15 protein-coding genes and 1 pseudogene are annotated in these 19,571 nt (G+C 62.6%); 6 read left to right on the top strand and 10 right to left on the bottom strand.

The window, feature by feature from the left end; translation table 11 throughout:
• Window positions 1-42: 42 nt before the first annotated feature.
• Both KYN89_RS12705 and KYN89_RS12710 read right to left on the bottom strand, forming a co-directional pair.
• Entirely contained in the window at window positions 43-1,449 is a 1,407-nt protein-coding gene (locus tag KYN89_RS12705; protein ID WP_222825390.1) for a methyl-accepting chemotaxis protein, read from the bottom strand.
• A 254-nt stretch (window positions 1,450-1,703) separates the two neighbouring features.
• Window positions 1,704-3,596, bottom strand: coding sequence for a HAMP domain-containing methyl-accepting chemotaxis protein (locus KYN89_RS12710; RefSeq protein ID WP_248285213.1), 1,893 nt, complete (start codon window positions 3,594-3,596; stop codon window positions 1,704-1,706).
• Window positions 3,597-3,813: 217 nt separating this feature from the next.
• Between KYN89_RS12710 and KYN89_RS12715 the strand changes: the two genes are divergently transcribed.
• A complete protein-coding gene (locus KYN89_RS12715) occupies window positions 3,814-5,184 on the top strand; it encodes an alginate export family protein (RefSeq protein ID WP_222825391.1) in 1,371 nt (456 codons plus the stop codon).
• A 57-nt stretch (window positions 5,185-5,241) separates the two neighbouring features.
• On the opposite strand, the gene KYN89_RS12720 is transcribed toward KYN89_RS12715, so the two are convergent.
• The 7 genes from KYN89_RS12720 to KYN89_RS12750 all read right to left on the bottom strand — a co-directional run bounded on the left by KYN89_RS12720 (window position 5,242) and on the right by KYN89_RS12750 (window position 15,629).
• Window positions 5,242-5,850: a response regulator transcription factor gene (locus tag KYN89_RS12720; RefSeq protein ID WP_222825392.1), complete on the bottom strand. Its 609-nt coding sequence runs from the start codon at window positions 5,848-5,850 to the stop codon at window positions 5,242-5,244.
• Between the two features lie 45 nt (window positions 5,851-5,895).
• On the bottom strand, window positions 5,896-7,065 hold the full coding sequence (locus KYN89_RS12725) for an EAL domain-containing protein (RefSeq protein ID WP_222825393.1): 1,170 nt from the start codon (window positions 7,063-7,065) through the stop codon (window positions 5,896-5,898).
• Window positions 7,058-9,400 carry a sensor histidine kinase gene (locus KYN89_RS12730; RefSeq protein WP_222825394.1) on the bottom strand — a complete coding sequence of 781 codons (2,343 nt, stop codon included), beginning with the start codon at window positions 9,398-9,400 and terminating at the stop codon, window positions 7,058-7,060. Before KYN89_RS12730 ends, KYN89_RS12725 begins: the two co-directional genes overlap by 8 nt.
• The gene (locus tag KYN89_RS12735) at window positions 9,400-9,771 is read right to left on the bottom strand and encodes a response regulator (RefSeq protein WP_248285283.1); all 372 of its coding nucleotides are present in this window, start codon (window positions 9,769-9,771) and stop codon (window positions 9,400-9,402) included. Before KYN89_RS12735 ends, KYN89_RS12730 begins: the two co-directional genes overlap by 1 nt.
• Before the next feature lie 266 nt (window positions 9,772-10,037).
• Window positions 10,038-11,996 carry a tetratricopeptide repeat-containing sulfotransferase family protein gene (locus KYN89_RS12740; protein ID WP_222825396.1) on the bottom strand — a complete coding sequence of 653 codons (1,959 nt, stop codon included), beginning with the start codon at window positions 11,994-11,996 and terminating at the stop codon, window positions 10,038-10,040.
• A 75-nt stretch (window positions 11,997-12,071) separates the two neighbouring features.
• A complete protein-coding gene (locus tag KYN89_RS12745) occupies window positions 12,072-14,786 on the bottom strand; it encodes a TonB-dependent receptor (RefSeq protein WP_222825397.1) in 2,715 nt (904 codons plus the stop codon).
• Window positions 14,787-15,047: 261 nt separating this feature from the next.
• Window positions 15,048-15,629 (bottom strand): ATP-binding cassette domain-containing protein, encoded by a 582-nt coding sequence (locus tag KYN89_RS12750; RefSeq protein ID WP_222825398.1) that lies wholly within the window; start codon window positions 15,627-15,629, stop codon window positions 15,048-15,050.
• Between the two features lie 38 nt (window positions 15,630-15,667).
• On the opposite strand from KYN89_RS12750, the gene KYN89_RS12755 reads away from it, so the two are divergent.
• The 5 genes from KYN89_RS12755 (at window position 15,668) to KYN89_RS12775 (ending at window position 18,632) form a co-directional block, all read left to right on the top strand.
• Window positions 15,668-15,808: a hypothetical protein gene (locus tag KYN89_RS12755; protein ID WP_222825399.1), complete on the top strand. Its 141-nt coding sequence runs from the start codon at window positions 15,668-15,670 to the stop codon at window positions 15,806-15,808.
• Window positions 15,809-15,860: 52 nt separating this feature from the next.
• The gene (locus KYN89_RS12760) at window positions 15,861-16,505 is read left to right on the top strand and encodes an ABC transporter permease (protein ID WP_222825400.1); all 645 of its coding nucleotides are present in this window, start codon (window positions 15,861-15,863) and stop codon (window positions 16,503-16,505) included.
• Window positions 16,506-16,625: 120 nt separating this feature from the next.
• A complete protein-coding gene (locus KYN89_RS12765; protein ID WP_222825401.1) occupies window positions 16,626-16,970 on the top strand; it encodes a hypothetical protein in 345 nt (114 codons plus the stop codon).
• Window positions 16,971-17,011: 41 nt separating this feature from the next.
• A complete protein-coding gene (gene trhO / locus KYN89_RS12770; protein ID WP_222825402.1) occupies window positions 17,012-17,989 on the top strand; it encodes an oxygen-dependent tRNA uridine(34) hydroxylase TrhO in 978 nt (325 codons plus the stop codon).
• Window positions 17,979-18,632 carry a glutathione S-transferase gene (locus tag KYN89_RS12775; RefSeq protein ID WP_222825403.1) on the top strand — a complete coding sequence of 218 codons (654 nt, stop codon included), beginning with the start codon at window positions 17,979-17,981 and terminating at the stop codon, window positions 18,630-18,632. The genes trhO and KYN89_RS12775 overlap by 11 nt, the downstream gene beginning before the upstream one ends.
• On the opposite strand, the pseudogene KYN89_RS12780 reads toward KYN89_RS12775, so the two are convergent.
• Window positions 18,629-19,237: pseudogene (locus KYN89_RS12780) on the bottom strand (dipeptidase); the annotation flags it as partial. The gene KYN89_RS12775 and the pseudogene KYN89_RS12780 sit on opposite strands and share 4 nt — an antisense overlap.
• Window positions 19,238-19,571: the final 334 nt, after the last annotated feature.

Consider the following 19,571-nt stretch of genomic DNA (forward strand, 5'->3'; position numbering starts at 1 on the left):
CGAGGAAACGCCGGCCCGATTTCGTTTGACGGCTGGACCTCCCTAGAAGTCGTTCCAGTCGTCCGCACCGCTATGCGATGCGCCGTTCGCGGGCAGGGCCGCGACCGGAGATACGTAGGCCTTGGCAGGCTTGGCCGCAGGGGCCGGAAGCGAGCGGGCCTTTGAGGCGGGCGCAGTAACCGTGACCTTGGCCTTGCCGGTCTGGAACAGAGACGCACGCTCCGACAGCGAGCTGACCTCGCTCAACAGGTTGCGGGCGGCAGCGGAAGTCTCTTCCACCATTGCCGCGTTCTGCTGCGTCGACTGGTCCATGCTGGAGATGGCGGAGCTGATTTCGGTCACCGACGAAGACTGCGTCTGGTTGTCGGCCGCCATGGTGCCCAGCAGGCTGTGCACTTCGCTGACACCCTCGGTGATCTCTGCCAGCGCGCCGTCGACGCGCTCCACCGCGTTCACCGCAGTGCCGATATCGGTCTGGGTCACGGTCAGCTGATCGCGGGCGAGCTTGGCCTCTTCCTCGGCGCGCATGGCCAGCGCACTGACCAGATCGGCAACCACGGCGAAGCCACGGCCCGCCTCACCGGCACGCCCTGCTTCGACGGCAGCGTTCATCGCCAGAACGCGGGTCTGGAAGGCGATCTTGTCGAGACCTTCGATCACCGCGTCGATGCCCTTGGCGCTCTCGCTGACGCGGCCCATCGCCTGAACCGCCTCGTTGGCGATCGAGCGACCGCCATTGACGACGCCAATCGCCGAGTCCGCACGTTGCACCGTCTTCTGGCCTGCACCCGCGGTGGCGCGCAGCCGTTCGTCGATCTGTGCGAGCGAGGCAGAGGTTTCTTCCAGGCTGGCGGCGTTGCTTTCCGTGCGGCGAGCAAGGTCTTCCGATGCCTGCGCAATCTCGCGCGAGCCGGTGCCGATCGCTTCGGCGCTGTCGGCGACGGCCGAGATCATCTCGCGCAGGCGCACCACCGCTTCGTTGAAGTTGGTCTTGAGCTCGGCATAGGCGGGCGGGAATTCCGCGTTCACTTCGGCAGTCAGGTCGCCTTCGGACAGCTTGGCCAGATGCGCGGCAAGGACCTTTACGACCTCGGCCTGCCCGTCCGCCTGCTTCTTCTGCTCGACCGCGGCATCGCGGAAGGTGAACATGGCCCGTGTGATACGGCCCACGCAGTCCTGATAATCGACGAACTCGATCGGCGAATCCAGATCCCCGGCAGCGAGACCTTCCATACGGACCACGGTGGTCACGTACGGATCAGCGATATTGGTGCGATAGACGACGCCCAGACCCGCTGCGATCAGAGTGGCCACCGCTCCGGCAGCCATGGTGATGGCGTCCCCCATGATCACGCCGACGATACCAACCATCGCGGTCAGCGCCGTGAGCGAACCGAATGCTATAAGCAGCTTCAACCTGATCGGGGCAACTGTTCTGAACCAGTGCATAGCTAAACCTCACTCTCATTGTGCGATACTCTAAGGCGCGTCCGCACGATTACGCTTCCAGCTATTATAGCCGAACGCCGCGGGTGAAAGGCTTTCCTGCTAATATTATATAGGATTACGTAACTTATCGGAGGCTTTTACAATAACTTATTTAGGCATGTTTTTCAGAAATTCGTGAAGCACCATACGCATAAAGCTGCCAGGCCGGTCGCACCCTTAAGGTGGCCGGCCTGGCATCGAGTGAGGAAGTGGAACTAGAAGTCGTTCCAGTCGTCCGCACCGCCGGCCCCCGCCCCATTGGCGGGAAGAGCCGCGACGGGAGAGACGTAGGTGGAGGAAGGCTTGGCCGCCGGGGCCGGAAGCGAACGCGATTTGGTCGCGGGCGCCGTAACCGTCACCTTGGCCTTGCCGGTCTGGAACAGGGAAGCGCGCTCCGACAGCGAGCTGACCTCGCTGAGCAGGTTGCGGGCGGCAGCGGAGGTTTCTTCCACCATCGCGGCGTTCTGCTGCGTCGACTGGTCCATGCTGGAGATGGCCGAACTGATCTCGGTCACCGAAGACGACTGGGTCTGGTTGTCCGCCGCCATCGTGCCCAGCAGGGTGTGCACTTCGCTCACCCCTTCGGTGATGTCCGCAAGCGCGCCGTCGACACGCTCGACCGCGTTCACCGCAGTGCCGATATCGGCCTGCGTCACGGTCAGCTGGTCGCGGGCAAGCTTGGCCTCTTCCTCGGCGCGCATGGCCAGCGCACTGACCAGATCGGCGACGACCGCGAAGCCACGCCCCGCCTCACCGGCACGGCCTGCTTCGACGGCGGCGTTCATCGCCAGAACGCGGGTCTGGAAGGCGATCTTGTCGAGACCTTCGATCACCGCGTCGATGCCCTTGGCGCTCTCGCTGACGCGGCCCATCGCCTGAACCGCCTCATCCGCGATCGAGCGCCCACCACTGACCGCCTTGATCGCGTTGTCTGCGCGTACGACGGTCTGCTGGCCAGCATCTGCGGACGCCTTGAGGCGTTGGTCGATCTGCGTCAGCGAGGCGGAGGTTTCCTCCAGGCTGGCGGCGTTGCTTTCGGTACGACGAGCGAGATCTTCCGATGCCTGCGCAATCTCGCGCGAGCCCGTTCCGATCGCCTCGGCACTGTCGGCAACGGCCGAGATCATTTCGCGCAGGCGCTCGATTGCCTGGTTGAAATTGATCTTGAGCTCTGCGTACGCGGGCGGGAAGTCGGCCTTCAGTTCCGTGGTCAGATCGCCTTCCGAGAGCGCGTTGAGCCCGCTGCTCAGTGCGGTCGTCACCACCCGCTGTTCCTCGGCTTCACGAATGGCGTCTTCCGAGCGTTTGGCGGCGGCCACGCGGAAGCTGTCCACGGCCTTGGCGATCTGGCCGACTTCGTCCGTGCGATTGGTGGAAGGCACCGGAAGGTCAGCTCCACCGGCCAGACGCTGGGTCGTATCGGCCAGCGCGGCAAGCGGGCTGGCGACGCTCCTGTTCAGGCCAAACCAGATTGCGCCTAGCGCGCCGATGCCGAATAGGGCGATCAGGAGCGACAGCATTTCCATGAAGCTGCCGAAGTCGCGCGCTTCTTCGAAGGCGGCCTGACGCGTGTCGATCACTTCCTTGACCAGAGTTTCGACTGCCTCGATGGCATCATGCGAGGCTTCCTTTGCGTCGGTGCGCAGGAACTGGATCGCCACTTCGCGGGGCTGTGCGCTGCTGATTGCGATCAGTTGCTGGTTGGTCGCCTCAAGTCGGTCGATTGCACTTTCGAGAGTCTCGAAGTCGCGGGTCACCTGGTCGCCTTCGCGCTGCGCGAGTTCCGCTGCCTCGGCATAGTCGTCCATCGCGGCGTGGAGCTCGGTCTGAGCCTTGGCCATACGCTCTTCGGTATTGATGCGATCCTCTTCGCTAATCCGGTTGACGTGGGCGAAAACCAGGATCCGGTACTGCTTGACCTGATCCTGTACCCGAGCAAGCGCCGAGGTCGCTACCAGGCCACGTTTATTGGCCTGTTCGGAATAGGCGAGCGCGGATTTTTCGGCGACATACGAAACCGTGGCCATGGCCGCGAAGGAGATAAACAGCGCGCCAAAGGCGAGCAGCATCTTGCGCGACAGGGGCCAGTCGTTGAGGCGACTTAGCATTTAGAAATCACTCCATAATTGAGGGCAAAAAGCCGAACGGATGTCCCAATTATAGAATGGCGGCCGCGCAGCCCTGCGGCGGCGGCGCTAAAATCTCCATCCGGGCCCTTGGCGAAGGCGCAAACCATCCTTGGCGAACCGAAAAAGGCGTGTCCGTCCGCCGGAACCCTCTTCGCTCCAGCTATAAAAACAGCACAGGTTTCAGATGGAGTGCACTATGATTTTTGGCGAACGTTCTGGCAGCCGCGCCTCGATGGTCGCGGTTGCGGTGCTGTTGGCCCTGCCTGCCCCCGTGCTGGCTGCCGACGACACGCAGGAGGATGACGGCTTCTCGATCGAAGGCAGCGTACGCGGCCGGTTCGAACGGATCGATGACGAATTTCGTCCGGGCAAGCTTCCCGACGAAACCATCTGGTCGACCCGCGCACTGGTGAAGGCCGAATATGCCACCGGGCCGGTGCGGTTCGTCGGCGAACTGCTCGACGCGCGTGCCTACGGGGTCGATCCGGGTTCTACCGTGAACACCTCCACCGTGAACGTGCTGGAGCCCATTCAGGCCTATGCCCAGTTCGACCTGGGCGAGGTTGCCGATGGCTGGAAGACGAGCCTGCAGGCGGGCCGCTTCACCATGAAATACGGATCGGGCCGCCTCGTCAGCCGCATCGGCTTCTCCAACGTGCCGACATCCTTTACCGGGGCGCGGATCGACCTTGCTTCGGAAGGCGGCGACCAGATCAGCCTGTTCTGGACCATGCCGCAGGAACGGCGCCCTGGCGATGCCGCGTCCATTCGCGACAATGATTTCAAGCTCGACCGCGAGGGGACGGACCTCCAGCTCTTCGGTGCCAATTACCAGTCCAAGCTGGACGCGCTCGGCGCCAGCCTCGAGCTCTATGGCTATGGCCTGCTGGAAGACGATCGCCCGGACAATGCGACGCGTAACCGGCAGCTCTTCACCCCGGGCCTGCGGCTGCTGCGCAACCCCAAGGACGGCGCTTTCGATTTCGAATTGGAGGCTGCCTATCAGCTGGGCACGATCCGCACCGGCAAGGCGGCCACCGCTGCCGAGCAGGACGTCTCCGCATGGATGCTGCATGCCGAGGTAGGTCGCACCCTGGGTGGCCCGGCAGGCTTGCGCATCGCGGCGTTGTTCGACGCCGCTTCGGGCGACAGCGCGGGTGGCGACTACACCCGCTTCGATTCCCTGTTCGGCGCACGCAGCAGCACCTTCGGCCCGACCGCCAATTTCGGCCCGCTGTCTTTCGCCAACATCATCTCGCCGGGCCTGCGCGTCGCGGCAAAGCCCAGCAAGCGGATCGACGGATCGCTCTCGGTTCGCCTCGCCTGGCTCCAGCGCGAGACGGATTCCTTTGCGAAAACGGGTGTTGTCGATCCCCTTGGCGATGCAGGTCGCTTCGCCGGGACACAGTACGAAGCTTCGCTGGGCTACTGGATCGTGCCCAAGTCGGTACGCTTCGGGTTTGGCGCAGCCTATCTCAGCAAGGGGCGCTTCCTCGAAGAGGCCGCCAATGCGCCCGATACCGGCGACACGCGCTATATCCTCTCGGACGTGACCTTCAGTTTCTGACGATCGCCCCTACAACCCGGCACCGCGCGGCTTACCCTTGGCCGCGCGGCCTCTGGCCTAGGCCTCGACCAAGCCGGCAGCGAAGGCCACGCGGAGAGCTTCGGGCAGGCTTTGCACTTCCAGCTTGTCCATCATCTTCCCACGGTAGACCTCGACCGTGCGCGGGCTGATATCGAGTTCATAACCGATGACCTTGTTGGACTTGCCGTCGATCAGCCCTTCCAGAACGTCCCGCTCGCGGGCGGAAAGGCGGGACACCTTCTCGCGCGCCTCTCCGGTGCGCGCGATCACCTGTTCGGTTTCTTCCAGATTTTCAAACGCCTGATCGATCGTCTGCAACAGGGCCTTGGGCTCGCAGGGCTTTTCGAGAAAGTCGATGGCACCCGCCTTCATCGCCTGGACGGCCATCCGCGTATCGCCCTGACCGGTGATCACGATCGACAACAGATCCTTACGATCGCGGATTGCGGCCAGCACGTCGAAGCCGCTGGCACCCGGCATGTTCATGTCGAGCAGGATCAGAGCAGATTGAACGTCACCAAGCTCGGCCAGAAAATCGTCGCCGGAAGCAAACGATCGCAGCAACGTGTTGGGATAGACCGACAGCAGGGAATACAGCTCTGAGCGCACCGACTGATCGTCATCGACTATGTAGATGCTGCGCATAATATCCGCTCGAACTCAAAATGACGGGTCGGAATGGATGGTACCCTATCCGCCCAATGATACGTTTGCCTGCGGGCCCGACAAGACCACTGCTGGGCTCGGCCAGTCCCAGAGATAGCCTTGTCCGCATTGCGCCCCCAGCGAGGTGGCAAAATCGAAATGCGCGACTGTCTCGATGCCTTCAACCGTGGATGTGATCCCGCGTTCCTCGCAGTAATGGACCACCTCCTTGAGTAGACCCGAAGGTTCGTAACCGTCGAAGCATTTCCAGAAAATCTCCTTGTCGATTTTCAGCTCGGTCAGCGGGAGGTCGAAGAGCCGTTCCAGGCTGGTTGTCCCGCGCCCGAAATCGTCGATCGAGATGCCGCAATCGCGCATCGCAAGGCGACACGCAGCGCTGGCAACCTCATGAAACGATTCGATCGCCGCGTTTTCGGTGATCTCGATCATCAGCGTGCCTGCCGGCATCTGCCAGCGCTCCAACGCTTCGAAAACGATCTCGGGAAGATCGCCGGTGCACAGGATCGCCGGGGTACAATTCACCGAAACCGTGGTGTGTGTGCCCGCATCACGCAGGCTCGATAAGAACTGCAAGGCGTCGTCGAGTACCTTGCGTGTCAGCGCGATCTGGTGCGCCATTTCAATGCGCGCATCGAAGATTGCTTCCGGATTGATGGCAACGCCATCTGCTGAAAGGCGCAGCAGGGCTTCGTATCCGACTATTGATCCGTCGGACAACCGGCGCTTGGACTGAAAAACAGTCCGCGCCTGCTGTCCGATCGCATCGCTACCCAAGAGTTTGTCGATCAACGCCGCCTGGTCGTCCGGAGTGCTTCGCACAGGCGAGGCACCCTTCTCCGCAAGGGCCAGAAGCGAGTGGATCGAGTAGGGTTTTTCGAGCGCACCCAAGATACTCAAACCGACATCCCGGGCGTAGCGCACGGCAGCTTGAATGATCCTGTGTTCCTGTCCGCTGGCCACAATCACGTGGGACCGGCGCCCCTCCCCCGCGAGCCGCTTGATGACCTGAAATCCATCCATACCCGGCAAGCTGAGGTCGAGGAGCAGGATATCGGGATCCCGGTCGCCCGGCCCCGTCATCCGTTCGGCCGACGTCGCCCAAGAGCAATCGTAACCCGAAGCCCGCAGCGCACTGGCAATCTCGGCGCAAGCTTCCTCGTCGTCGTCGATGATATGGAGACTTGGCCTAGGCATTCGCCGAAACCTCCTGCGCAGTGGAAGGCGCGTCGGGCGGAACCACGACAAATGCGGGGAAGTCGATCGTTACGATCGCGCCCTTCTCGGGTTCCTCGCGCGAGGTGATCGCAATCTTGCCGCCGATTTCCATGACGATTTGCCGTGAGATATAAAGACCCAGTCCGGTCCCACGATCTGAATCCTTGGTCGTCATGAACGCATCGAACGCAGCTTCGGGGTGGCTGAGCGACAAGCCACCGCCATTATCGGCAATGCTGATCTGCAGCCCGTCCTCCGCCATATTCACGCCAAGCTCGATCACTCCGGTCAACCCGTCCTCTTCGCTCTCGCGGCGCGTCGCGATGGAATCGACCGCGTTCTGGAATGCATTGACCAGCACCTGTTCGAGGCCGACCCGCGGTGCCAGCAAGCGCGGTGGCGGACCTTCCGGCAGGGTTACGTGTACGCCGATATCGTGCTGGACCAGCAGGGGCCGGATGAAAGACAGGGTCGCGGTGATGACCTCACCCAGATCCAGCGGTTCGGGATCGCTATCCTCGATGCGCGCGTAGCGCGAAATCCGCCCGATGATGTCCCGTGCCCGGTGCACCTGATCGCTGATCCGATCGAGTTTTCCACGCGCACGCACAGAACCCTCCTCATCACCCTGATCAAGCAGCAGCCGTCCGTTCTCCGCGCACAGCGAAATGGTGAACAATGGCTGTTTGAGCTCATGGCTCAGCGCCGACGCCATGCCGCCGAGTTCCACCAGTCGCGCCTGCTGAAGCATCCGGTTTTGAGCCAGTTTGGACTGCCGCAAGCGCACCAGCCACCCCGAACGCCAGTGCCCCGGGGCGAGCAGATCGCGGGCGACGAGCAGATACCAATCGTTGGAGACATCCCCCCCGAGGCGGAATTCGATGAAGGCCTCGTCCTCCCTGCTCACTTCAGAAAAGGCCATGCAGTCGTTGGGATGCACATGGACCGACCGCTGCACCGCGAGCCGATCGGTGCTGATATCCTCGAAACTAAGGGTGCAGCCATCCCGATCGAAACGGATATTTGCAGCGAGGCTGAGGTCCATTTCCTTCTTGAGCTCGGTCACCGCGCGGGTGATGCGCCGACGCTCCTCCACCAGCCCGGCGAAGCTGTTGTTGGCCGCGACGATCGCCGCGATTGGCCGCTCGAACTCCGTGATCACCAGCTGGCGCGGAGCGGTCAGGCCGGGGCGACCGAACCCTTCGGTCACCTCTTTCCAGGCGCGCAGCGATCGTTTCAGCGCACGTGACAGAAATATCTGCAGCAATATCGAAAAGGCCAGGATCAGCGCTGGACCGATCATCTGAAGCAGCACCCCGTGGTATGCTTCTTCCGCCAGCGGCCGGGTCGAATACAGGTAGAAATACCGGCGGCCCGCTATCTGCGTCTCGGCAAGCTGGCAGGCCGATACCCAATAGGCGAAGGTGTTGCGATCGTTCGGCCCGGTCACATTTGAGCCATCGTCGATCCGCTCGCATCCGAAGATATCCATGGCAGAGCGCGAACGCAGGCTATTCTGCTCGTCCGAGATCAGCACTCTCTGATTCTCGATCCCGGCATTTTCCAGATTGGCCATGCCCAGGAAGGGTTCCTGACGGTAGAGACCGCGACCGATCCTCAATTCCACCTGAAGCGCCGTGTCGGCCCTGTAATTGGCGAAATCCTGCGGGAAGGTCCGCACGCTTCCGACGAACAGCACGAGCGCCGATGTGAGCACGATGAGGGTGATGGAAGCGGGCAGCAATTCCGAAAGGCTGACCGTTCGCCGCCTGGACAGACGCCCGGTGCGAACATTGAACGTCAGCATGGCCACGCCGAGGTCCACCAGGGCAGCCAGCAGCACTTCGTTGATGATCTTGCGGATAAGCGCCAACTCGATGATCGTGGCCGACGCGCCGTAATAGAAATACAGGAAGAGAAACGACCCGACAGCACCGAACGTGAGAAAGAACACGAGCGTTGCTATCGCGAGCGAGCGGTCGGCAAAGCGGACCCGATCGATAAACACCACATGGCCCAGCGCCATCGCGATGCTGAAGTAATGGCCCCACCAGAAAACCGACGCCCCCATCGTGAGCAGGACCATCGGCAGTGCCAGTCTCAGCCCGCCCAGCCGGTATGCCAGCAGATAGAAAAAAGGTCCAAGATACAGCTCGAAGCCCGGCGCAAGCACGATCCGGAAAGAGCTTGCCGCGACCGCGACAACAACCAGAACCAGGGCGACCACCCATCCTCGGGCGGTCATTCCTCGCCAAGCATATGACCCGAAGATGGATTTCAGGCCTGCCGTCTTGCGGTTGATCCGGCTGGCCATCAAGTCACCGCGTCCTGCGCCAGCAACGAGAGCAGCAGTTCTGAATCGATCGGCTTGAAGAGGATGGGAAGATCCTGCTTCTGGATGTCGAGATTAACCTGATCGGTCAGGTCGATATGCCCGGTCATGAGGATCAAACGCACGACCTTCGACCGCAAGGCCGGATCAGCCGTTATCTGGCGGATGAGATCGAGGCCGCTCCCTTCACGCAGGCGCAGGTCCGTCAGCAGGATCAGCGGGCCCGAAGCCGCCCTGACCTGTTCCATGCCGGATGCGACACTGTCTGCCCCGCAGACATCAAAACGGCGCAATTCGAGCATTTCGACCAGTTCTTCGCGAACGTCATCCTCGTCTTCGACTACCAAAATCATCGCAGACAAATCTCGCGCCTAGCAACCTCAAACATTTAGACAAAGGGTACTGCCAAGCCGTTAACGTTTCCAGAACGCCGGCAGAACTACTTTCTCTCCGCCTCGCGTTCTCACCCATCATGGATGTAATGGGCAACTCGCGCAGTTCATGCGACCGTGCAAAAGTCGTTGCCTCCACAACGGGTTAGGAGGCGCGATGCCCCGCCGGAGCGCATGGTAATTCCTGAATATACGCGGCTGGTAGCGCGCGCTCAAAGCGCGTTTACCTAGGGTTGAAGCGCGGCCTTGAGCGGATCGAGCCATTCCTCATAGGGCTTCCACGCGCCCTGCCCCGCCCGCGTGATCGGCTGGCGCACCTGTTCGCTGCTGGCGGTGCGGACCGCGCGCTTGGTTTCGTGGAAAGCGAGGCATTGCTCCTCGAAGGGGAGGCCTATGTGGTCGAGCATGCGGCGGGTCTGGCCCTCCAGATCGTCCAGCACATCCTCGTGGTTCACTCGCAGAACCCGCCCCGGCAGCACCTCATCCCAGTGCTGCATCAGGTCGACATAATCGGCGTAGTATCGACCGATCTCTTCCAGCCCGTAGGTGAACTCCTGTCCCTCGGCGAACAGCTGCTTGAACCCGGAGAAGCAGCAATCCATCGGATCGCGCCGCGCGTCGATGATGGTGGCATTGGGCAGGATCAGCTGGATCAGGCCGATATGCCGGAAATTGTTCGGCATCTTGTCGATGAAGAACGGCGCGCCCTGCCGGTGGATGCGGGTGTCGGCGATGTACTGCTCGCCGAATTTCGCCAGCTGCTCTGCAGTCAGATCGTGCAGGATGTCGGGATAGCGCGAGGCGCTCGCCTTGCGCCCACGAAGCCGGTGCGCGAGCGAGAGGATATTGGGCAGTTCCAGCGTCCCGTCGATCTGGCTGTGGCTGGCGAGGATCTGTTCAAGCAGGGTCGATCCCGCGCGCGGCAGGCCGAGGATGAAGATCGGATCGGGCGCGCGGTGCCCGTCACCCTCGTGCCGCGCGAACAGGTCCGCGGTGCATGCCTCTCGCTGGCGTGCCAGCTCGGCGGTCATGGCATCGGCGCTGTAACGTGTCTGGGCGCGTTTGAGATCGTTGCCCTCGCGGTAATGCGCGAAGCTCTCGGCATATTCCCCGCGATCCTCATGCCCCTTGCCCAGCGCGAAGGCGATGTGGACCCGGTCCATGAAGGCAAGCTCCGGACGGGCAGCCTGCTCGCGCATCGCCGCCATTTCATCGTCGGTGAAGCGGTAGGTCTTGAGGTTGGCGAGCGCGTAGTAGGCATCGCCGTGATCAGGCTTCGCAGCGAAGGCAGCGCGGTAGCTTTCGACCGCGTCGGCCTGCCGCCCCATCGTCTTGAGCGCGTGCCCACGGCTGGTCAGCGTCGCGGGATCGTGCGGAAGCTTTTCCAGCACCTGGCCGAACAGTTCGAAGGCGCGATCGTAATCGCCGGTCTGCAGGCTCTCGATCGCGAGATGCGACTGGAACAGCGGGTTGTCGGGATCGCGCGCGTAGAGCGCCTCGGCCTCTTCGCGCGAACGCTCGAATTTCTGGCGGCGGCGCAGTGCGTCGATATAGTCGAGCCGCAGCTGGATGTCCTCGGGAGCGAAGGCGACCGCGCTCTCCAGCAGGAACTCCGCGTCGTCGAGCACGCCCAGCCGGATGCCGATCTGCGCAAGCAGGCGCATCCCCTCCGTCTCTTGCGGGCGCGCGCGCAGATAATGGCGGCAGATTTCCTCGGCACGGAGCAGGCGGCCCTCGTGCAGGTGGTTGGTCACTGCGAGCAACTCGCGCGGCAGCGCCACGATACGCTCGCGCTGGGCGCTGGCCGCCCGCGCCTCCGCAGTCCGGCCCGCGGCTGCCTGCAATCTTGCCAGTTCCCGCCAGCTGGCCTCCAGCGCGGGGTTGAAACGGACCGCCCGTGAAAAAGCGGCGATCGCCTCTTCCGGCTGATTACGCGCCACTGCCAGATGGCCCGCCTCCTGCCACGCGCGCCCATATTCGGGCATCGCACGGTGGAGCGCCGCAAGATAATCCGCCGCTGCCTCGGCCTTGCCGGCGTAGCGCGCGGCGACCGCGGCGACGTACAGCGCATCGCCATCGCCCGGATCTGCCGCCAGCAGTTCCTCCGCAATCGCGAGCGCGCCCGCGTGATCGCCTGCCTGCAACGCCTTGCGCGCCGCCTGAAGCTGTTCGTCGCGTCGGTCCATGCGTGCGGCCCTAAATGAAGAGCGGCGGCGAGCGCAAACCGCCCGCCGCCGCATGATGATCGGAAATCGTTTCGATCAGTAGTTGTAGCCAACCCGCAGGCCGACCGTCAGCGGACGGTTGGTCACGATACGCGGACGGTCATAGTAGAAGTCGCCTGCGATCTGCGCCCGTTCGTCGGACAGGTTCTCGCCGAAGATTTCGACATTCCAGCGATCCGCCTCGATCCCTGCGGACAGGCCGAAGGTCGTGTAACCTTCCAGCTGCCAGCGGTTGATCTTGATGATGTCGGTGTACTTCGACGAGGAATGCGTCACCTGCGGCATCACATAGGCATCCAGCGCATTGCTGAGCGCCCACTGATACCGCACCCGCGCATTACCCTGGAAGTTGGGCGCATAGGCGAGATCGCTGCCAAGTTCGACGTCGTCGGTCGGGGTCAGCACTTCCGTAATCTCGGTATCGAGGATCGAGAACGCGCCCGAGAACGTCAGACCCGGCACGGCATAGGGTGCGAAGGTGAACTCCGCCTCGACGCCCCAGATCTCTGCATTCGCCGCATTGTCAGAGAAGAACAGGTTGACGATGCTCGGATCGAAGATCGTCGTCTGCAGGTTGCTGATGTCGACGAAGAAGGCACTGCCGTTGAACTTCAGCTGGCGGTCGAACAGCTGGGTCTTCCAGCCGAGTTCGTAATTGGCCACGGTATCGGTCTGCAGTTCGAAGGGAACGGTGAAGTCGCCCGGCCCCTGCGCGCCGCCCGGCCGGTTGAGAAGACCGGGACGGAAGCCTTCCGAATAGGTCGCATACAGCAGAATGTCGTCGGCAGGCGTCAGGGTAACCGTGCCCTTGAAGATCACCCCTTCGGACTTCGCCACGTCCGGCGCGCTCAGCGCGTTGAACACCAGATTGGCCTGCGATTCCGAAAGGCCGGCCGCCATGATGTCGTCGACGGTATCGCCAAGGTTGAACGTCTGGCGAAGCGAGGCGTCGCACGATCCAATGAAGGTGTACTGCCCGTCGCCGTCGTACAGGTCCGACAGGTTGGTGCCGAACGCGTTCTGATCTTCGGCAGCGCCTGCGTTGCAGAACGAGCTGTTGGCAGTGCCTTCGAAATCGACCTCTACGTTGTAGTAGCGCGCGCCGAAGGTGGCAGTCAGCAGGTCGGGCACGACATCGAAGCTGGCTTCGCCGAAGATACCGATCTGACGGTCAGTGCGCTTCACGTCGTTGCGGAAGATCGCGGTCGCGGGCAGCGGACCGGCATCGCTGTTATACGCGCCCGGGAACGGGAAGTTCGGGGCAAAGCCGCCGAAGGGTGCCGCCTCGATATTGCCCGGATAGTTGTAGTCGTTGCGTTCCTTCAGGATCAGGTCGGAATAGAACCCGCCTGCGGTCACGCGGAAGCGGTTTTCTTCCGGAGTGCTGACCCGCAGTTCCTGCGTGAACACGGTGGTTTCGGTATCCGAGGTCACGAATGCATTCGGGGCCTGGCACGTGCCGCTGGGATCGTTGCCGGCCCCCGGATAGCTGACCGAACCGTCGCAGATGTAGTACGGCAGGTACTGACCGGCGAACATGTAATCGGTGTAGTCGATCTTCTGGTCGACCTCGCGATCGGTGTAGGCACCGTTGTAGATCACATCCAGCATGCCCAGCCGACCTTCGACGCTCCACGCGGTGTTGGAGAAGCTGTCTTCCAGCCGGTCATCCTCGTACCGCTGGATTTCCAGCTCATCGAGGTCGAGCTCCGGATCGGCGAAGAACACGCCGTCGGTCTCCAGCGACTGGCGCGTATGCGACACGGTCAGCTTCCAGTCGGGCGAGAATTCATACAGCGCGGAGGCGCGGAAGCCCGAATACTGCGCGTCGTTGAAGTTCTCTTCGACCAGCCCTGCGTTATTGGCTTCGAGGAAGGTGACGTCCGACAGGTCGGCGCCCGCCTGGATACCCTGGCGGCGCGGCTCGACCGGCACGCCGTTGCGGCGCACGGTGCCCGCCTCCCGGAAACGCGCGCTCTCGCTGAGGTCGCGGGTGCCCGGCACGTTGTCGATATAGCCGCCCTGATCGTCCAGATAGACCACCGCGCGCAGAGCGAGATTGCTGGTCACCGGCACGTTGATCATGCCTTCGGCCTTGTAGCTTTCCTCGCCGCCCTTGGTGAAGGAGGTGCTAGCCTTGAAGCTGGCGTCGAACCCGGCGAGGCTCGGCTTGTTGGTGATCAGGCGGACGACGCCCGCCTGCGAGCTGGCACCGAACAGCGTGCCCTGCGGGCCTTTGAGCACTTCGATCCGCTCAAGGTCGGCGGCATAGACGTCGAGGTTGCGGCCCGGCTGCGCCAGCGGCTGCTCGTCGAGATACATCGAGACGTTGGGGGCAAGGCCCGCGACGCCTGCCGTGGTCAGGTTCGGCGTGGTCGAGGCGAGGCCGCGAATATAGATCGTGCTCTGCCCGGGGCCGGAGCCACCCGCGGTGATCGAAGGCAGCTGCTCCAGATAGTCGTCGAAGGTGCTGATGTTGAGCTGGTCGAGCTCTTCGGCACCGATCGCGTCGACCGCCACCGGTACATCCTGCAGGTCTTCGCTGCGCCGCTGTGCGGTGACGACGATGGTTTTCACCCCGCCTTGCGCAGGCTTGCGGCGGGCGCCGGGCTGTGCAGCCTGGCCGGACTGGCTCTGCTGCGCGGCGGCAGCGGTCGATGTTTCGGCAGGCGCAGCATCCTGTGCGGAAGCGCCCGTGGCGAGCGCGAACGAAAGCGCGCCCGACGAAATGCCGGTTAGAAGTCGGTTCATTGATAAGCCCCGTTAAATTTTAAGCCACACTAGAGGCGCGAGCATGCCCGACGACTTCGAAGGGCAGCGTGCTCACGAGCGAAATGGATTTCGCGGCGGTGGAGGGCCAAGGGTAACGGGCCGGTCCACGCGCGGCCACCGCAGCAGGCCGGAAAACCAGGCCACAAGCAATTCGTGTTGCATGATTGCAACATTTTGAGCTGACTAGTCAGCGCCAAGTTGTTGCCCGGATCGGCCGATGCTGAGTTCGCTCAGAGGCCCTCACCCTTCCTTCAAGCGCAGTTGGCAATCGCTCAACTCGTAAACGCGATCCGCTGCGCTCAACAGTGCGGGACGATGGGCGATAACAATCCGTGTGATGTTCAGGTTGCGCAAGTGCTCGGCAATCTTCAGTTCCGAAGCCTCGTCGAGATCGGCCGTGCCTTCGTCGAGGATCAGATAGCTGGGGTTGCGATAGAGTGCCCGGGCCAGGAGGATACGCTGGCGCTGCCCACCGGACAGTGCCGCCCCCATATCGCCGATCATCGTCGAGAACCCTTGCGCCATCTGTTCGATTTCGGCGGCGACATTCGCCGATCTGGCCGCCTGTACGACCCTTTCTACGCTCATTTCAGGATCGAAGAAGGCGATGTTCTCGGCGATGGAGCCAGAAAACAGCTGATCGTCCTGCAACACGATACCCGCACGCCCACGCCAGCTGTGCCACAACGGCGGTAGCGCAGGTTTGCCGCCGATCGTGATCGTACCGCCAGCCGGCTCGTAGAGACCGGTGAGCAGTTTCAGCAGGGTCGATTTCCCTCCGCCCGAGCGGCCGGTGATGGCGATGTATTCGCCATAGTGCACTGTGCACCTTGAGAAAGCGCACCTGCATCGCCTGATTGATGAGCGCCAGCGCACGCTCGCTAAAGGTCGATCATATCGCACAGCTGCTGGTCGGCGAAGACGTCGCGCTTTATCATCTTACGTCCAATGACCGTTCACTAAAGGCTTTCATCACGGCCAATGGCGGATTTGGTGGCTGACATGCGGCCTTCCGACCTTGCACTGGCGAGTGTTTTCGCGCGAGCCGAATTCATGAAGCTTCGCGGATCGCTTGCGTTGCTCCTCTGCCTGGTCGCGCCGGTCTCCGTGGTCGTGCTCAATCTCGCGATCAGCCTGGATCAGGATATCCGGAGCTTCGCGCAGTTCGCCTCGGCCAGCGCTGCGCTGTGGTCGTTTGCCATGCTACCGATGGCGGTCACCGCACTAAGCGTGCTCCTCGCCCAGATGGAACATTCGCGTCAGGTCTGGGACCACGCCCTGTCACACGAAGGCGCCCGGCCCTTCCTGTACACTGCGAAAATGGGAGTCGCGGCCGTGTTGACCTTAGCGATGCACGGTGTTCTCGCAGTGGCGATGCTGATCGGCTGGCTGCTGCTGCGCGGTCTCCCGGGCTCTGACGCCTGGCTACGGGAGTTTGCGACGTGTGCGTTTGTTCTGGCGAAGATGGCGGCAAGCGCGATGTTGATGGTCGCGCTGCAGATGGGCTGCGCAATCCTGTTCCGCAGCGCCATCCCCCCGCTCTGCCTGGGCATCGTCGGCACGATGGCTGCAACAGGGGCAGTACTTTCGCGGCAGGGAATCTATTTCCCGTGGCTCTTTGCCATCAACGTCATGAGCACCAAGTCGAGAACCGGTCGAATCGCAGGCCGCTCAAACCTGATCAAGCCACAGCCATAAGGCTCGCATTGCCGCCAGCGGCGGTGGTAGTCCGACAAGACCGATCCGAACCAGAGATCGCAAATCTCGGATCAAGCCGTTAGACGCTCCCCTCCCATCGAGCAAATCGGATATAGGCACATGGCGCGCAAACATTCCAAGGCTGGTGCCTATTATGAGGAAACCTCTCGCGAGGACGAGGAAGAAACGGCAGCACCTGCCCCGTGCTGGCTCTGCGGCCGCCCCCTGGGCAAGAATATCGTCTTGCACCATCCCGTGCCGAAGAGCCGGGGTGGGCGCGATGTCGTGCCGATGCACCCGATCTGCCAGCAAACCCTGATCGCCAATTTCAGCAATGCGGAACTGCAGCGCCACGCGCTCGATGTCGAGGCGATCCTGCTCAATCCCGACATGCGCAAATTCGTGGACTGGGTTGCCAAGAAGGATCCAGATTTTCACGCCAGCCCGGCCAAGAAGAAGCGCTGATCTTCGACCACGCAGCGCAATATCCTACGGACGAAATGACCATGACCACGCCGATCGATGCGAGCGCCCGACCGATTTGTGTCGCCGCATTGTACCGCTTCGCCTCCCTCGCGCAGTTCGAGCAATTGCGCGAACCCCTGAAGCGCTTGTGCGACGATCAGGGCATCAAGGGCACGCTGCTGCTGGCGAGCGAAGGTATCAACGGCACGATCGCGGGTTCGCGGGCCGGCATTGACCGGGTGCTCGATCATATTCGCAGCTGGCCCGATTGCGCCGACCTCGACGTGAAGTTCTCGAGCGCGGCAACGATGCCGTTTCACCGCATGAAGGTGCGGCTAAAGCAGGAAATCGTCACTCTCGGGCAGCCCGGTATCGATCCAGCCGCCAATGCGGGCACCTATGTCGATCCGCAAGACTGGAACGCGCTGATCGACGATCCCGATACGATCGTGATCGATACGCGGAACGACTACGAGGTTTCGATCGGCACTTTCGCGGGATCGATCAATCCGATGACCGGCACCTTCCGCGATTTTCCGGAGTGGTTCGCACGCGAGCGCGAGCGCCTGCTCGGATCCGAAAGGCCGCCCAGGGTCGCAATGTTCTGCACCGGTGGCATCCGCTGCGAAAAGGCGTCCGCTTTCCTGAAGAAGGAAGGGCTGGAAGACGTCTTCCATCTCAAAGGCGGCATCCTTGCCTACCTCGAGACGGTACCCGAGGAAGAGAGCCGGTGGCAGGGCGAATGTTTCGTGTTCGACCAGCGCGTGGCAGTCGGGCACGCGCTTTCGGACGGCACTCATGAACTGTGCTTCGCATGTCGTCGCCCGGTCAGCCCGTCGGACAAGCTGTCTCCGATGTACGAAGCTGGCGTCAGTTGTGCGGCCTGCCATAGTGAGAGGGACGATGATCGACGCGCGTCCTACCGCGAACGCCACCGGCAGGAAATACGCGCCGCAGAGCAAGGTCGCGCGCATGTCGGGGCAGTGCTCGCGGCGACAGGGAGGGACGATGTCGACTGAGCGCATACTCTACAGTTTCCGCCGCTGTCCTTATGCGATCCGCGCAAGGCTCGCCCTCGCGATCAGCGAAACATCCTACGAGCTGCGGGAAGTACGTCTGTCGCGAAAGCCGGCTGCGATGCTGGAGGCTTCGCCCAAGGGCACGGTCCCGGTTCTTGTCCTCACCGATGGCACAGTCATCGATGAGAGTTCTCAAATCATGCGCTGGGCGCTCGACCGGAACGATCCCGAGGGGTGGCTGGAGCGGGACGATGCCGCCCTGATCGAACGCAATGATGGGCCGTTCAAGCACGATCTCGACCGATACAAATATCCCGATCGCCATGATTCAGATGCTCTTGAGCACAGGCAGCGGGGGATGGAATTTCTCGGCCTGCTCGACGCCCGCTTATCGGATCACGCGCACCTGTGCGGTTCGCAGCGCGGCATGGCCGACGCGGCGATCATGCCCTTCGTGCGCCAATTCGCAGGAGTGGATTCGGAGTGGTTTGCGGCCCAACCGATACCGCATTTGCAGAAATGGCTGGCCGATCAGTTGGCATCACCGCTGTTTTCGCAAGTAATGCTTCGCGTCGATGCATGGTCGCCTGGAGATCCTGCCGTGGTGGTTTCGGGCGCAAGCCCCGGCCAGCCGGACGGCTAGGATTCGCCAGGCTGAGCCGCAACTTGCGCGGCACGCATAAGCCGCAGGACATTGCCGCCCGTCATCTTGCCGACGTCCTCACGCGAGTAGCTCGCTTCGAGCAAGCGCCCGGTCACGACCGGCAGCGATGAAATCTCCATCAGCCCCTCGATCCCGCCGCCGCCATCCCAGTCCGCGCCGAAGCAGACATGGTCGACGCCCGCGACGTCGAACGTGTGCAGCAGCGCTTCCATGTAGCGGTCGAGATCGATGTCCCAGAGCGGCTGCGTCTTGTCGAGTTCACGCCATTTGCGGATCAGTTCGCGCTGCTCGGCGGCGGACATGCTGGCGATGTCCTTGTACTGGTCGAACAGCTCGCCGCGCTCTCCGTCGAGGTTGATCTCGCTCATCAAGATGGTCGACATGCAGATCGCCCCGCCCTGCGCAGCCAGCTTGCGGATGCGCGCATCGTCGAGATTACGGGGATGGTCGTAAGCCCACCGCGGCGAGGTGTGCGAGAGGATGATCGGCGTGCGCGACCGCTCCAGCAGTCGGTAGAACACCGCATCGGAGGCGTGGCTGGCGTCGATCACCATGCCCAGCTGGTTCATCTCGTCCACCCACTGCTTGCCGAGCGGACCCGATGGTCTGCTTCGCCGTTCTGTATAGACAGGTCAGAGGGGTCGCTCTCACCCGGTTCTATCGCCCGGAGGCCAAGCGCGGTGCCCATCAGGCCGAGCAGCGCCGTCAGCCCCAGCGCGATCACCGCCCCGGCAAAGATCGCACCCTAGCTGATGCGGTCGAGCAGGCCGGCCGCGGGAGTCAGCCGTGTGTTGGTCGGCCCGTCCACTCTTTCGCCCCTGAGATCGGTGTGGGTCGTTGTCTCTACCGTGGCGTGCTCTCCCCTTGTCGCCGGGCACCGCGCGCGGGTCGCCCGATATGGTCCGCAGGAGGAGAAGC

The organism is Alteriqipengyuania abyssalis, from assembly GCF_019857185.1.
Classification (GTDB): Bacteria; Pseudomonadota; Alphaproteobacteria; order Sphingomonadales; family Sphingomonadaceae; genus Alteriqipengyuania; species Alteriqipengyuania abyssalis.